General features: G+C 54.5%; 12 protein-coding genes. 4 read left to right on the top strand and 8 right to left on the bottom strand.

Annotation, left to right across the window (positions count from 1 at the left end; genetic code table 11):
- Positions 1–90: 90 nt before the first annotated feature.
- Positions 91–1089: a class 1 fructose-bisphosphatase gene (gene fbp, locus ABIB59_RS20300; protein WP_039077757.1), complete on the top strand. Its 999-nt coding sequence runs from the start codon at positions 91–93 to the stop codon at positions 1087–1089.
- Positions 1090–1171: 82 nt separating this feature from the next.
- Here fbp and ABIB59_RS20305 read toward each other — a convergent pair whose 3' ends face one another.
- The 6 genes from ABIB59_RS20305 to ytfQ all read right to left on the bottom strand — a co-directional run bounded on the left by ABIB59_RS20305 (position 1172) and on the right by ytfQ (position 8025).
- Positions 1172–1693 (bottom strand): DUF2569 domain-containing protein, encoded by a 522-nt coding sequence (locus ABIB59_RS20305; protein WP_125125456.1) that lies wholly within the window; start codon positions 1691–1693, stop codon positions 1172–1174.
- A 52-nt stretch (positions 1694–1745) separates the two neighbouring features.
- Positions 1746–3311, bottom strand: a complete 1566-nt coding sequence (locus ABIB59_RS20310; protein WP_354036804.1) for a methyl-accepting chemotaxis protein — start codon at positions 3309–3311, stop codon at positions 1746–1748.
- Positions 3312–3419: 108 nt separating this feature from the next.
- Positions 3420–4421 (bottom strand): galactofuranose ABC transporter, permease protein YjfF, encoded by a 1002-nt coding sequence (gene yjfF / locus ABIB59_RS20315; RefSeq protein WP_039077760.1) that lies wholly within the window; start codon positions 4419–4421, stop codon positions 3420–3422.
- Positions 4408–5433, bottom strand: a complete 1026-nt coding sequence (gene ytfT / locus ABIB59_RS20320; RefSeq protein WP_107223524.1) for a galactofuranose ABC transporter, ATP-binding protein YtfT — start codon at positions 5431–5433, stop codon at positions 4408–4410. Before ytfT ends, yjfF begins: the two co-directional genes overlap by 14 nt.
- 10 nt (positions 5434–5443) lie before the next feature.
- Positions 5444–6946 (bottom strand): galactofuranose ABC transporter, ATP-binding protein YtfR, encoded by a 1503-nt coding sequence (gene ytfR, locus ABIB59_RS20325; protein ID WP_354036807.1) that lies wholly within the window; start codon positions 6944–6946, stop codon positions 5444–5446.
- Between the two features lie 122 nt (positions 6947–7068).
- Positions 7069–8025: a galactofuranose ABC transporter substrate-binding protein YtfQ gene (ytfQ, locus tag ABIB59_RS20330; protein WP_039077763.1), complete on the bottom strand. Its 957-nt coding sequence runs from the start codon at positions 8023–8025 to the stop codon at positions 7069–7071.
- A gap of 401 nt (positions 8026–8426) precedes the next feature.
- Here ytfQ and ppa point away from each other — a divergent pair, with 401 nt between their 5' ends.
- From ppa to bla, 3 genes are all read left to right on the top strand, one after another.
- Positions 8427–8957 carry an inorganic diphosphatase gene (gene ppa, locus ABIB59_RS20335; RefSeq protein ID WP_039077764.1) on the top strand — a complete coding sequence of 177 codons (531 nt, stop codon included), beginning with the start codon at positions 8427–8429 and terminating at the stop codon, positions 8955–8957.
- 263 nt (positions 8958–9220) lie between these two features.
- Positions 9221–10804: a methyl-accepting chemotaxis protein gene (locus ABIB59_RS20340; protein WP_354036809.1), complete on the top strand. Its 1584-nt coding sequence runs from the start codon at positions 9221–9223 to the stop codon at positions 10802–10804.
- Between the two features lie 177 nt (positions 10805–10981).
- Positions 10982–11836, top strand: a complete 855-nt coding sequence (gene bla, locus ABIB59_RS20345; RefSeq protein ID WP_354036811.1) for a class A beta-lactamase — start codon at positions 10982–10984, stop codon at positions 11834–11836.
- Positions 11837–11902: 66 nt separating this feature from the next.
- Here bla and ABIB59_RS20350 read toward each other — a convergent pair whose 3' ends face one another.
- Together ABIB59_RS20350 and ABIB59_RS20355 are read right to left on the bottom strand one after the other, a co-directional pair.
- Positions 11903–13684, bottom strand: a complete 1782-nt coding sequence (locus ABIB59_RS20350; RefSeq protein WP_354036813.1) for an SEL1-like repeat protein — start codon at positions 13682–13684, stop codon at positions 11903–11905.
- 137 nt (positions 13685–13821) lie between these two features.
- A complete protein-coding gene (locus ABIB59_RS20355) occupies positions 13822–14166 on the bottom strand; it encodes a gamma-glutamylcyclotransferase family protein (protein WP_039077766.1) in 345 nt (114 codons plus the stop codon).
- Between the last annotated feature and the right edge of the window lies 1 nt (position 14167).

The raw sequence follows: 14167 nt of genomic DNA on the forward strand, positions 1-14167 counted from the left end.
TGCTGGCGCGATTCACCTGTGCGCTAACATTTGAATCTTTGTTAATATTGTTGCAGTCACATTACTCCATATAAAATGTAGGGACAGGGTATGAAAACGTTAGGTGAATTTATTGTCGAAAAGCAGCATGAATTTTCCCATGCTACCGGTGAGCTGACTGCACTGCTCTCGGCAATAAAACTGGGTGCCAAAATCATCCATCGAGATATCAACAAAGCGGGTCTGGTTGATATCCTGGGTGCCAGTGGCGCCGAGAACGTCCAGGGTGAGGTGCAACAAAAACTCGACCTGTTTGCCAATGAAAAACTGAAAGCCGCGCTGCGTGCGCGCGATATTGTCGCGGGTATTGCCTCTGAGGAAGAGGACGAAATCGTCGTTTTCGAAGGCTGCGAACACGCGAAATATGTTGTGCTCATGGATCCACTGGACGGCTCCAGCAACATCGATGTTAACGTTTCTGTCGGTACCATCTTCTCTATCTACCGCCGTGTTACGCCGGTAGGCACACCTGTCACCGAAGAAGATTTCCTGCAGCCTGGCAATAAGCAGGTTGCCGCGGGTTATGTGGTTTACGGCTCGTCCACTATGCTGGTCTACACCACCGGCTGTGGCGTACATGCCTTCACCTATGACCCGTCCCTGGGTGTGTTCTGCCTGTGCCAGGAGCGTATGCGCTTCCCGGAAAAAGGAACCACGTACTCCATCAACGAAGGCAACTACATCAAATTCCCGCTGGGCGTGAAGAAGTATCTCAAGTTCTGTCAGGAAGAAGATAAGTCCACTCAGCGCCCGTACACCACGCGCTATATCGGCTCACTGGTGGCGGATTTCCATCGTAACCTGCTCAAAGGTGGGATCTACCTCTACCCGAGCACCGCGAGCCACCCGGAAGGAAAACTGCGTTTGCTGTATGAGTGCAACCCGATGGCGTTCCTGGCGGAACAAGCTGGCGGTAAAGCGAGTGACGGTAAAAACCGTATTCTGGATATCGTGCCGCAAAGTCTGCACCAACGCCGCCCGTTCTTCGTTGGCAATGAGCACATGGTGGATGATGTAGAACGTCTTATGCGTGAGTTCCCGGACGCGTAAGTTCGGCATTTGGTCCCGGGTGCGCTTCGCGTACCCGGGCTATAACCGGATAAGGCATTGATGCCGCATCCGGTTTTTTTGATTAATGCACAAAAGTCCGTTTTACACGTTCAGACATCCGGAAATAGGGTATCCAGATACAGCAAGCCACGATCGCGCGAATGAGGGAGCGTGCATCGTCATAGCCAAATGGAAGGTTCATCAGCGCGTTCGCCAGCCACAAATCCACGCCCACAAACACCACGCCGTAAAGAAGAAAAATGATGTAAGTAACCGGTAACTGGCGCTTTTTGCGCAGAAAGAGACTGCCCACATAAATAACGAGCAGGAATTGCCCGATAAACCCAAAAAGCTCAAAGTAAATGACCGCAAGCCCACTGGTGGTAAAGCTACTGCTGAATTCAAGCAGGGCACGCGCGGTATTGTTAATGGCAAAAATACTCAACACTAACGCCACGAGCAGCCCCAGCGCGGGGAGATACAACCAGCCACCAATTTTCTTAAATTCTTTGGTCTCACACGCTTCGCAGAAATCGCTGCCCTTAAGCGCTTCGTTATCACACTGAATACAAATGTGTTTTCTGATCTCTTCCTGTGTGTCCATCTATCCTTACCCTGTATAAAAAATCCCGCGCGAACCTGCGCGGGGCTAATTATTATGCAGTTGGCTGCAAACGGAAAGAGGCCATCGCCTCCAGCAGTTCGCGGGACTGCTCTTCCAGCGAGCGGGTCGCGGCGGAAGATTGCTGCACCAGCGAGGCGTTTTGCTGTGCCGTTTCGTCCATCTGGCTGACTGCGATATTTACCTGCTCAATGCCACGACTCTGTTCCTGCGACGCACTGGCAATTTCACGCATCAATTTGGTCATACGCATAACTTCGGACGCGATCTCATCCATCGTTTCGCCTGCCTGCATCGCCAGGTCGCTGCCTTCGGACACCTGGGCCTGAGAGCTACTGATGAGCTGGCGGATCTCTTTGGCCGCATCACCGCTGCGGCTTGCCAGGTTACGCACTTCGCCTGCCACCACGGCAAAGCCGCGCCCTTGCTCGCCTGCACGGGCCGCTTCAACGGCGGCGTTCAGCGCCAGGATGTTGGTCTGGAAGGCTATGCTGTCAATCATGCTGAGGATATCGGCGATGCGGCTGGAACTGTCTGAAATATCGCGCATTTTCTCAATCACATAGCAGACCATTTCACTGCCGCGATCGGCAGTATCAGACACCGATTTCGCCAGTTGATGCGCCTGGTCGGCGTTATCCGCATTCTGTTTCACCGTGGCGGTGATCTGTTCCATGCTGGCGGCGGTCTGCTCCAGCGACGTTGCCGTTGATTCGGTACGTTGCGCCAGGTCGACGTTACCCAGCGACAATTCACGGCTGCCCGTATCGATTTGCGAGCTGGCATCACGCACGCGGGTAACGGAGTTAATGAGCGAATGACGCATATTCTCAATCGCCGCATTCAGGCGGTTGAACTCTTTACTGGCGGTACTGACGCTAACGGATGCCAGGTCTCCGGCGGCGACATGCTCCAGTTGGACAATCGACGCATTCAGCGGTTTAAGCAGCATATGGCGCATTGCCAGCCAGGCCAGCACGATGATGCCCGCCGCGGCCAGTGCAACGACGACAATCAGCATCATCACAAAATTTTTGCTGGTCTGGACCGCGCTTACCTCAGCTTTACCACGGTTTTCGCCCCAGCTAAGAAACGCTTGAATATCGTTATCAAACTGCCGGGAAACCGGAACTAATTTGTTCTCCAGCAGATCATAATAGGCATCCGCGCTTTGTTGGTTTAACGCTGCCTGCATCGGCTTAATGCCCTGGTCCAGATACACGCTGTAGCTTTTCGCAACCTGAGCCAGCAACGCTGCGCCCTGCTCGTCATCCACGCCCGCTTTAATGACGCTATCGAGCGATTTACGCCCCTGCTCAATTTCGCTATTAATGATTTTGACTGCACTGCCTGCATCGGCGAGCAGACCAACTTCCATCATGCGTACAGCCTGGCCCGACTCATTACGCGCACGCAGAATTTGCGTATAGCCTTCATTGAGGCGCGCCATCTTCTCACCTTGCAGAACGCTAATTCGTTCCAGGGAGGAGGAGCTTTTGCTGAGGGCATAAATTCCCATGCCGCTCACCACCAGCAGCAGGAAAGTCATAATAGCGAGAAGGGAAAGCAAACCAGTACGAAGCGAGAGCGTTCTGAGCATGATAGTTTTTCCGGTAGCAGAGATTCTTTCAGGCGTAAAATAAGCCTCATTGGCAGGTTATCGACCGCCACCGGAAAAACTTTACTTCTTTTTAATTATTTCAATGTGTTACTGCCTTGTTGCCGCTGTGCTAACGCGTGTAACAGGCGAGCTCTGCCGATTCTCCCACAGCACCGTAAGACCACGTTGTAACGCGATAAAAATAAACAATAAAATGCCGATCGCGATTTTGGTCCACCAGGAACTCAATGTTCCGTCAAAATTGATGTAGGTTTGGATCAGCCCCTGAATCGCTACACCGAACAGCGTACCCAGTACCGTGCCCACACCACCGCTCAGCAGCGTACCGCCAATGACTACCGAGGCAATCGCGTCCAGTTCCACCCCCACACCGGCCAGCGCATATCCCGCCTGGGTGTAGATAGAAAAGACAATGCCTGCCAGCGTCGCCAGCCCGGTCGAGAGCATATAGATACGAATGGTAGTGCTGCGCGTTGAGATCCCCATCAGGTTCGCCGATGTTGCGCTGCCGCCAATGGCATACACTTCATTGCCAAAACGGGTACGGTGGGCAAGGAAAATCCCGATGACCACGACCCCTAACATCAGCAGCCCCATGGCGCTCAGGCGCCCACCGCCGGGAATCAGCCACGACAGGCCGGACAGAGTGTCATAGACCGGGTGGTTAATCGGGATCGACTCTTCGGAGACCAGATAACTGACACCGCGTAAAAAGAACATCCCGGCCAGGGTAATGATGAATGCAGGGATTTTCAGCGCGTCGATCAAAAGCCCCATGAACGCGCCAAACGCACAGCCCATCACCAGCACCAGCGGGAAGGCAACCAGCGGCGATATCCCCCAGAAGCCAATGGCTTTCGCCAAAAAAACCCCGGTGAAAGCAATCACCGAGCCCACGGAGAGGTCTATCCCCCCGGACAGAATCACAAAGGTCATACCGACAGCGATAATGCCCAAAAAGGCGTTATCAGTCAGGATATTACAAATGACGCGTGTGGACGCAAAACCGGGAAACTGCGTCAGGCAATAGAGATAACCCAGGATAAACACGCCCAGAGTGATCATCAGCGGTAAATTACGTTTTATCATGACCGCGCGCTCCTTTAATCAGTGCGATAAAGCGCGGCGACTGAACAATCAGTACGCACAGCACCACCACCGCTTTCACCACCTGGTTAAGCTCTGGCTGGAAGCCGGAGAGCAAAATTCCTGTATTCATGCCCTGAATAATCAGTGCCCCTACTACCGACAGCACAAGGTTAAAGCGCCCGCCCATGAGCGATGCGCCACCAATCACCACGGCGAGGATGGCATCCAGCTCCAGCCACAGACCGGCGTTGTTGGCATCAGCCCCGCGGATATCCGCCGCCACAATCACCCCGGCGATAGCCGCACATACGCCGCTTAGTACATAGGCCAGCATCACCACGGTGCGGGTATTCACCCCGGCATTTTTCGCCGCGCGGATATTAATCCCCACCGCTTCAATAAACATGCCGAGCGCCGTTTTACGGGTAAACAGCCAGAAGATAACCAGTGTGGCCAGTGCGATGATGACCGGTGTCGGGAACAGCAAGAGCTTACCGCTACCAATCCAGGCCAGATTGGGCGCGTTGAAAGTGACGATTTGCCCGGAGGTAATCAGTTGCGCCACCCCGCGTCCGGCCACCATCAAAATCAGCGTGGCGACGAACGGCTGGATCTTTAAAACCGCCACCAGAACGCCGTTCCACAGACCGGCGAGGATCCCCGTCCCCAACGCGGCAAGCAGCACTATCGGCAAGCCGTATCCGGCCACGGTCATTGACGCGGCGGTCGCCCCGGCGATGGCCATAACCGCACCGACGGAAAGGTCGATCCCCCCGGTCGCGATCACCAGCGTCATGCCAATGGCCAGTAACGCCACGGGCGCGGCGCGGTTGAGAATATCAATCGGGCTGCCGAACAGGCGGCCATCCTGTAACACAATCTGGAAGAAATGGGGCGCCACCAGGCTATCCACCACGAGCACCAGAATCAGCGCCAGTATTTGTGGCGTCCCTGTGGGCCACTTAAAGCGGCGCTTCGGTTGCCCGGTTTGCGGGAGTGATTGAGGCATCACACTGTACTCCTTATGCCGCAATGGCATTCATGATCGCCGGGACCGACAGCTCAGCAAGCGGGATTTCCGCTATTTGCTTGCGATCGCGCATGATAATTACCCGGTCAGCGTAGCCCACCAGCTCTTCCAGTTCCGAAGAGATAACCAGTAGCGCCAGGCCGTCCGCGCACAACGTTTCAATCAGGCGGATGATTTCCGCATGCGCCCCGACGTCGATGCCACGCGTTGGCTCATCGAGGATCAGGAACTGCGGTTTGGTCAGCAGCCAGCGGGAAAGGAGCACCTTCTGTTGGTTGCCGCCGGAGAGAAACTCAATCGGCTGTTCCGCACTCGGCGTACGGATCCCTAACTGGCGGATAAAGCGCTCCGCAATGGCGTTTTGATCGCGCCGGGGAATTGGCCGTAGCCAGCCGCGCTGCGCCTGCAACGCGAGAACGATATTTTCCCGCACGGAGGCGGCGGCAATAATGCCGTCCGTTTTACGGTCTTCAGGGCAAAAACCGATACCGAGGCAGGAGGCCTGATGCGGTGAGCGCAGCGTCTGGGGCTTACCCTTGATCATCGCATTGCCGCTGTCGGCGGGCTTAATCCCGAAGATAACCTCGGCGGTTTCGGTGCGCCCGGAACCCAATAGCCCGGCCAGGCCTACGATCTCACCGGGACGAACCTCCAGATCGAACGGTGCTATCAGCCCTTTCTTACCGAAGCCTTTAAATGCCGCGACGGGTTTTTCGCTCAACAGGGTACGTCCCGCACGTTGCAGGGCGTTATTATCCAGTTCGCGTCCCAGCATCATTTTTACCAGCTCAATTTGCGGCAGTTCTCGCGTGTCGCGGCAGCCAACAAAGCTGCCATTACGCAGAACCGTGATGCGGTCGCTCACCTCGTAAACCTGGTCCAGGAAGTGGGTCACGAAAATCAGCGCAACACCTTGCGCGCGGAGCTTGCGCATCAGGGTGAAGAGCATTTCTACTTCCTGGGTATCCAGGCTGGCGGTGGGTTCATCCAGGATCAGCACTTTGGCAGAGAGATCGATGGCACGGCAGATCGCCACAATCTGCTGCATGGCGACGGAATAACGGTTGAGCGGCTCGCGCACATCGAGGGAAAAGCCATAAGACGCCATTAACTCGGTGGCGCGTCTTTCCATCTCTTTGCGACATATAAAGCCGAAACGACGCGGTTCGCGCCCAATAAACAGGTTATCCGCTACCGACATGTTCGGCAGCAGGTTGACTTCCTGGTACACCGTACCAATGCCCAGTTGCTGCGCATGGGCGGTGTTTTTAGGCCGGATTTCATTGCCTTCCAGCCAGATGGTGCCGCTGTTTGCATGGTAGACGCCCGTTAAGGCTTTAATCAGCGTGGATTTTCCCGCACCGTTTTCACCGAGTAACGCCATGATTTCGCCCCGACGCAGACTGAAATTGACGTTATCCAGCGCTTTAACGCCCGGGAAGTACTGGCAAAGCCCCTCTGTACGGAGGATCTCCTGGTGTTGTTCGGTGGTCATTGTTTTCTCCCCCTCACCCTGACCCTCTCCCCGGAGGGGAGAGGGGATAGATAGTGCCAGCCCGTCGACACCCTCTCCCCTCCGGGGAGAGGGCTGGGGTGAGGGGCAGAGCGATAAAGGCATTAGTAGCCCATGTTTTTCTTTTTCTCTAACTCTTCTTTCGCCGTATCCGGCAGGTAGAGCGTGGATTTGGTGATGGTCAGCTTCTCAGGCAGGGTGCCGTCTTTTTTGTATTTTTCCAGCGCATCAAACGCCGGCCCGGCCATGTTCGGCGTCAGTTCGACGCTGGCATTGGCTTCACCGTCGATCATCGCTTTGTAGATATCCGGCACGCCGTCAATAGAGCCCGTCAGGATGTCTTTGCCCGGTTTCAGACCTGCTTCTTTGATGGCCTGAATGGCACCGATCACCATGTCATCGTTATGGGCATAAACCATGCAGATGTTTTTGCCGTTGTTCTCCGCTTTGATAAAGCTTTCCATGACCTCTTTCCCTTTACTGCGGGTGAAGTCGCCGGATTGAGAACGAATGATTTTGATGTTGGACGCTTTAGAAATGGCATCGGCAAAGCCTTTCTTACGGTCAATCGCCACGCTCGCGCCTACGGTGCCCTGTAGTTCAACCACGTTACACGGTTTGCCGGCGACGGTTTTCACCAGCCAGTCACCAATGAGTTGCCCTTCCAGCACGTTATTGGCGGTCACGGTGGTCATATAGAGGGATTTATCTTTCACATCAATTGAGCGGTCGAGCAGGAATACCGGGATTTTTGCATCTTTCGCTTCTTTCAGTACCGGCTCCCAGCCTGTTGCCACAACAGGTGCAATAAAGATGGCGTCCACGCCCTGGGCAATGAACGAACGCACCGCTTTGATCTGGTTTTCCTGTTTTTGCTGACCGTCAGCAATTTTCAGGGTAATACCGCGTTTTTGAGCTTCGCTTTTAGCGACGTTGGTTTCGGCGGCTCGCCAGCCGGATTCTGATCCGACCTGCGAAAATCCCACGGTTAACGGGGCGGCCATCGCCATAGACGACATGGCTGCTGAAACTGCTGTGACAAGAAGTAAGCGCTTCCACATAGGTGTATCCTCGTAGGGTTATTGTTGGCTACAACTTCGCCTGCGGGAAAACTATAGACAATTGGAGATGTAACAGAATGCGTTACATCACAAATCAGAAAAGTGAATGAATTGTTAGTTGCCAGTTGAGATCTGGCGCGCGAAAAGAGCCAGGTCGATCGCCTCTGCATCATGCTTTGAAAACACACAAATTTTCATTCAAAGCCACGTCTAATTTATGCAGTGTAATCGCTTTCACAATTTTATTCAGGATGCAGCTATCTTTATGGATAATCCGGCTGCATTTTTAGAAAAAAAAGGGGGCGTCAGGCGTGTCGCAATGTAAAACAAGCAAAGACATTCCCGATGAGTTGGCTATAATACCCGGCACTTGTTTGCCACACATTTTAAAGGAAACAAACATGAGCTTACTCAACGTCCCGGCGGGCAAAGATCTGCCAGAAGATATCTACGTTATTATCGAAATCCCGGCTAACGCAGATCCGATCAAATACGAAGTCGATAAAGACAGCGGCGCGCTGTTCGTTGACCGTTTCATGTCCACTGCGATGTTCTATCCGTGCAACTACGGCTACATCAACCACACCCTGTCTCTGGACGGTGACCCGGTAGACGTGCTGGTCCCAACGCCGTACCCGCTGGAACCCGGCTCTGTCATTCGCTGCCGTCCGGTTGGCGTGCTGAAAATGACCGACGAATCTGGTGAAGATGCCAAACTGGTTGCTGTACCGCACACCAAACTGAGCAAAGAGTACGATCACATTAAAGATGTGAACGACCTGCCAGAACTGCTGAAAGCACAGATCACTCACTTCTTCGAGCACTACAAAGACCTCGAAAAAGGCAAATGGGTGAAAGTAGACGGTTGGGACAACGCTGAAGCGGCTAAAGCTGAAATCGTTGCTTCCTTCGAGCGCGCTGCGAAGAAGTAATCCGTTTTATCTGAAAAACCCTGAACGCGGATAACGGCGGACAGGGTTTTTTTATGTCTTATTCCTCTGTCCTTCTCTGTTCCTGCCCTTTCAGCGCCCGTTTCTTAATTTGTCATAAAAATGTCACAAAATTCTTTTCCCATGCGTTTGAACGATATAACCCAAACCCGCCCCACAACCGCCTTCCGACCTCTGTAAAGTCCGCCCCACGCGGGTCGATACCCCTTTTGTGACCGTGCTCTTTCATTCCACCGGGGAACAACATGAAACTTAATCACTTCACAATTGGGCAACGACTCGGCCTGATGGCAACACTGTTACTGCTGGCAACGCTGTTTATCGGCTTGCGGGGGCTGGCGATAAACAGTGACAGCTTTGGGCAAAATCAGAAAATGATGGCAACGGAGAAGGTGCTTGTTGAGAGCATTAATACCGCGCGTAACGCCCAGGTGCAGTTCAAAATCCAGGTCCAGGAATGGAAGAACACGCTACTACGCGGCGCTCAGGGACAAGAGACTTTTGATAAATACAAAGCCGCCTTTGTTTCCCAGAGCCAAAAAACGCAGCAACTGCTGGAAAAACTGAGCGCGATGTTGCCACAACTTGGCATGGATAACGCGCAGGTTGAACAGACTCGCAAGCTCCATGCTGAGCTTGAAGCACACTACCTGAGCGCACTACAGCAATACGATCTGAGCGACCCTACCAGCGCCCAACGCGTCGACAAACTGGTGACCGGCATTGACCGGGAGCCGACACGGATGATTGACGAGGTAGTAGAGCGGACGCTGAAACACGCCAATGCCATTCACGTGGAGACGGACGCGCGCAACCTGGCGCAATATCAGCAAACCCGCCTGATGTTGCTGATCGCCATGGCGCTGACCATGCTGGCCGGTGGGATTATCACCTGGTGGCTGGTGCGCAGCATTACCCATCCGCTGGCACAAGCCGTTACCGTTGCCCGCACGGTGGCCTCTGGTGATTTGCAGACAACCTTTAGTATCACCGGGCGCGACGAGACAGCCGAACTGATGCACGCCTTGCAGGAGATGAACGGCAACCTGACCCGCATCGTCCACGGTGTTCGCCACAGCACGGAATCCATAGCCTCGGCATCGGTGCAAATTGCCACCGGTAGCCGGGAACTCTCTTCACGTAACGAGGCGCAGGCGAGCGCGCTGGAAGAAACGGCCGCCTCCATGGAGGAGCTCACCTCTGTGGTGAAAAGCAACGCCGAGAACTCGCGTTTTGCCAGCACTATCGCCCGCGACGCATTCACTATCGCAGGTCAGGGCGGGCAAGCCGTGGAGCGCGTGGTGCAAACCATGAGCGACATCCACCAGCTCTCCAGCCAGATTAATAACATCATCGGTGTGATTGACAGTATTGCCTTCCAGACCAACATCCTGGCGCTGAATGCCGCCGTCGAGGCCGCACGCGCGGGTGCCGAAGGACGAGGTTTCGCTGTCGTTGCCTCCGAAGTCCGCGCCCTGGCGCAACGTTCTGCCTCTGCCGCGCGGGATATTCGTAACCTGATCGACAATTCCGTTAACCGTATCGCCGAAGGGAACGCGCAGGTACAAAGCGCCGGTTCCGCAATGACCGAGATTTTGCGTAGCGTGCAGCAGGTGAGCGAGCTGGTGGAGTCCATTTCCGCCGCCAGCAAAGAGCAGAGCACCGGAATCGATCAGGTGAACGTGGCGGTGACGCATATGGATACCGCAACCCAGCAGAACGCCACGCTGTCGCAGGAATCGTCGGCTGCCGCGCATCAAATGCAGCGCCAGGCAGAAGAGCTGTTAGAAGCCGTAAGCCAGTTCAAATTGCGGCAAAACGCCGCGTAATCAGCAGCAGCGCCATTCGCCTTTGGGTCGGAGGGTGCTGCATCTCCCCCGCTTTCATTGACTGTGCGATTCTTTATCCCCGAATTCATCACGCTTTGGTAAACATATGCCTCTACAATGCATACCGTTGAGTGATTGCCCCCCGGCCCCGAAATAACCACAAGGAAACGTATCTCTATGCCACGGTTTCGTTTGCACTTTATCTCCCTGCTGACCGCCTTTTGCCTGCCCGCTTTTGCTCACCCGCTCACGCTGGAGACCGTAAAAAAAGCTGAGGACCAGCTTAACGCACGAGTGGGCTATGCTGAATTGAGCCTCGCCAACGGTCAGATGCTGGGCAGCTATCGTCCACAAGAACGTTTTCCCATGATGAGTACTTTTAAAGTGCTACTGTGCGGCGCGGTCTTATCGCGGGTGGATGCCGGGCAGGAGCAGCTTGCCCGTCGTATACAGTATCGTAAGCAGGACCTGGTCGCGTACTCGCCGGTAACGGAAAAACACCTTACCGACGGGATGACCGTGGCCGAACTGTGCAGCGCCGCCATCACAATGAGTGATAACACAGCGGGCAACCTGCTGCTGTCTGCGATCGGTGGACCGTCAGCACTTACGGCGTTCCTGCGTAAAGCGGGCGATCGGGTCACCCGTCTCGACCGATGGGAAACCGCGTTGAATGAAGCGTTGCCTGGCGATGAGCGTGATACGACAACGCCTGAGGCCATGGCGCAGATGCTGCGCCAGCTTCTCAACGGCAAGATACTGACACCAGCATCACAGCGGCAATTAATGGCCTGGATGGAAGCAGATAAAGTCGGTGGGCCGCTGATTCGCTCGGTCATGCCAGCGGGCTGGTTTATCGCCGATAAAACGGGAGCGGGGGAACGGGGTTCTCGCGGTATTGTTGCCGCGCTGGGGCCTGATGGCAAACCGGCCCGCATCGTCGTTATCTACATCACCGAAACGCAGGCGACCATGGACGAACGAAACAAAAAAATCGCCGACATCGGCGCATCGCTGATTAAGCACTGGTAACCGGACAACGCCTGCAGGACAAAAAACAACGCCACCCGAAGGTGGCGTTGGCACACATCCAGTTCATTACTGTATGGGTGCAGACTGAGTCTTAAGCTTCTGTATTCGCGCCCAGGCCTCCGGCGCGTATTTCTCAACGTACTGTTTCGAAAGTACCTTCGCCTGCGCACGTTCCTCAGCGGTCATTTTCTTCTCGAGAAAAATACTGTTTTGCGCCGCAAAGGGATTCATATCATTGGCTGAGGACGTATCAAACCAGGCCCACGCCTGCACACGATCGCGCTTAACGCCCTGCCCATCCCGGTACATTTCCCCTAACAGGAGCTGTGCCTCGCTGAGCCCCTGTTCAGCGGCCTTACGCACCCAGTTCGCTGCCTGAGCTTCGTCCTTCTCTACCCCTTTTCCGTGCAGGTAGACATAACCGAGGTTGTACTGACCAATGCGAAAGCCCTTTTCGGCTGCCTTGCGGTATAACGCCACGGCTTTACGCTGCTCTTCTTTCGTACCATGTCCGTACAGCGCACCGAGATTCACCTGTGCATGAAGATCGCCCTGTTCTGCGGCTTTGTTGTACCAGATAATGGCCTGCTCGCGATTGTATTTGACGCCCTCAGTGCCGCTGCTATACAGCTCGGCCAGGCGGAACTGCCCGATGGCGTTTCCTTGTTCAGCCGATTTTTGATACCACGCCAGCGCCTGCGGCCCATCTTTTTCACCCCCCAGGCCTTTCTCGTACAGATAACCCAGGCGATGCTGTGCGACGCTATTTCCCTGTTCTGCGGCTTTGCCAAACCACTTGCGCGCCAGGACGTAGTTCTGTTCCACACCGCTCCCGTCAAGGTACATGGTGCCCAGGTTCATTTGCCCCCTGGCATCCCCCTGCGCCGCAGCCAGCCGATACCAGGCTACCGCTTGTTGAAGATTTTTTTCGACGCCCAGGCCACGTTCATACAGAATCCCCAAACTCTCCTGCGCAGTTGCATCGCCTTGCTCCGCCGCTTTCCGATACCATTCGCGGGCTTGCACATAGTCTTGTTCAACGCCTTCACCATGATAATAAAGCGAGGCAAGTGAAGTTTGTGCGGCTGCGAATCCTTGTTCGGCCGATTTCAAATACCAGTGTTTGGCCAGCCCGTAGTCCTTTTCGACACCACTCCCCTTATAATAAAGACTGCCCAAATTCGATTGTGCGACGTCATAACCTTTTTCTGCTGCTTTGCGGTACAACTGTGCCGCCACAGCGGGATCCTTTTCAACACCCAATCCCTGAACGTACATCACGCCCAACTGATTGTAGGCTTCGGCATTCCCTTGCTCAGCAGATTTGCGATACCACGCCAGCGCCAGAGCATAATCCTGAGCGACACCATCCCCCTCTAAATACGCGTACCCCATACTGCATTGTGCGTTAGCCAACCCCTGCTCAGCGGCTTTACGGTGCCACATCACCGCCTCATGGTTATCCGCCGCAACGCCATGCCCTTTCCGGTAGAGCACCGCAAGATTTTGTTGTGCCTGCGGCAATCCCTTCACCGCCGCTTTCCGATACCACTGTGCCGCCTGTGCATAATCCTGCGCGACGCCTTCGCCATTCGCATAACGCAGGCCCATCACATATTCTGCGGGAGTGTACCCCTGCTGCGCCGCACGCTGGAACCAGCGTAAGGCCTTTTCTACATCCCTGGCCGTTTCATTACCCTGAAAGTAACGGTATCCCAACTCCAGTTGCGCTTTCGCGTCCCCGCTTTCCGCCCGTTGCTGCACATCGTTAAATGAAGATGCGCTCCAGGTCGGCGAGGAAATGGTCAACATGCCAACCAGCAGCAATGCAAAAATAGATTTGTTCATGCCATATCGTCCTTGTTAAGCGTGAGTGCGTTTTATGGCACGGCTCAACCAGGCAATATAGAAAAATCGCGGAAGGAAACGGTTATTTAGGAAGGTATTCAGGAAAAACAACGCCACCCGAAGGTGGCGTGTTTGTATTAATACTGGTCTCTGTCTAACCAGTTGCCGGTAGGGATAAACGTTTTCCCCTCCACCGGCCGTTGGTACACATACATCCAGGCGCTGCCATAAGGCGTCTGGATAAGCTGCCGTTTATATTCGCCCCCAGCGGTACGTAGCGCGTCCAGTTCGCCAAGCGTTGTCGCATCAATGCGGTAAACTTCACCCAGCACACTGCCATCACCCGGTACAGCGCCAGGGTAGTGCCCCAGACTGTAGAGTTGATAATCTTCAACGCAATAATCGCCCAGCCACTGAGCATTGGTCATCCAGTGGCTGTTGCCTTGCTTGCGTCGTAAACTGCCGTAGACAAATATTCGCATT

It is taken from the genome of Citrobacter sp. UYEF32, assembly GCF_040546205.1.
GTDB classification, from domain to species: domain Bacteria; phylum Pseudomonadota; class Gammaproteobacteria; order Enterobacterales; family Enterobacteriaceae; genus Phytobacter; species Phytobacter diazotrophicus.

What these genes read in the sequence shown, in the direction of transcription:
- bla (WP_354036811.1), top strand. Translation starts at nt 10,982, where the DNA reads ATGCCACGGTTTCGTTTGCACTTTATCTCCCTGCTGACCGCCTTTTGC.
- ppa (WP_039077764.1), top strand. Translation starts at nt 8,427, where the DNA reads ATGAGCTTACTCAACGTCCCGGCGGGCAAAGATCTGCCAGAAGATATC.
- ABIB59_RS20310 (WP_354036804.1), bottom strand. Translation starts at nt 3,311, where the DNA reads ATGCTCAGAACGCTCTCGCTTCGTACTGGTTTGCTTTCCCTTCTCGCT.
- ABIB59_RS20340 (WP_354036809.1), top strand. Translation starts at nt 9,221, where the DNA reads ATGAAACTTAATCACTTCACAATTGGGCAACGACTCGGCCTGATGGCA.
- ABIB59_RS20350 (WP_354036813.1), bottom strand. Translation starts at nt 13,684, where the DNA reads ATGAACAAATCTATTTTTGCATTGCTGCTGGTTGGCATGTTGACCATT.
- ABIB59_RS20355 (WP_039077766.1), bottom strand. Translation starts at nt 14,166, where the DNA reads ATGCGAATATTTGTCTACGGCAGTTTACGACGCAAGCAAGGCAACAGC.
- yjfF (WP_039077760.1), bottom strand. Translation starts at nt 4,421, where the DNA reads ATGATAAAACGTAATTTACCGCTGATGATCACTCTGGGCGTGTTTATC.
- ytfQ (WP_039077763.1), bottom strand. Translation starts at nt 8,025, where the DNA reads ATGTGGAAGCGCTTACTTCTTGTCACAGCAGTTTCAGCAGCCATGTCG.
- ABIB59_RS20305 (WP_125125456.1), bottom strand. Translation starts at nt 1,693, where the DNA reads ATGGACACACAGGAAGAGATCAGAAAACACATTTGTATTCAGTGTGAT.
- fbp (WP_039077757.1), top strand. Translation starts at nt 91, where the DNA reads ATGAAAACGTTAGGTGAATTTATTGTCGAAAAGCAGCATGAATTTTCC.
- ytfR (WP_354036807.1), bottom strand. Translation starts at nt 6,946, where the DNA reads ATGACCACCGAACAACACCAGGAGATCCTCCGTACAGAGGGGCTTTGC.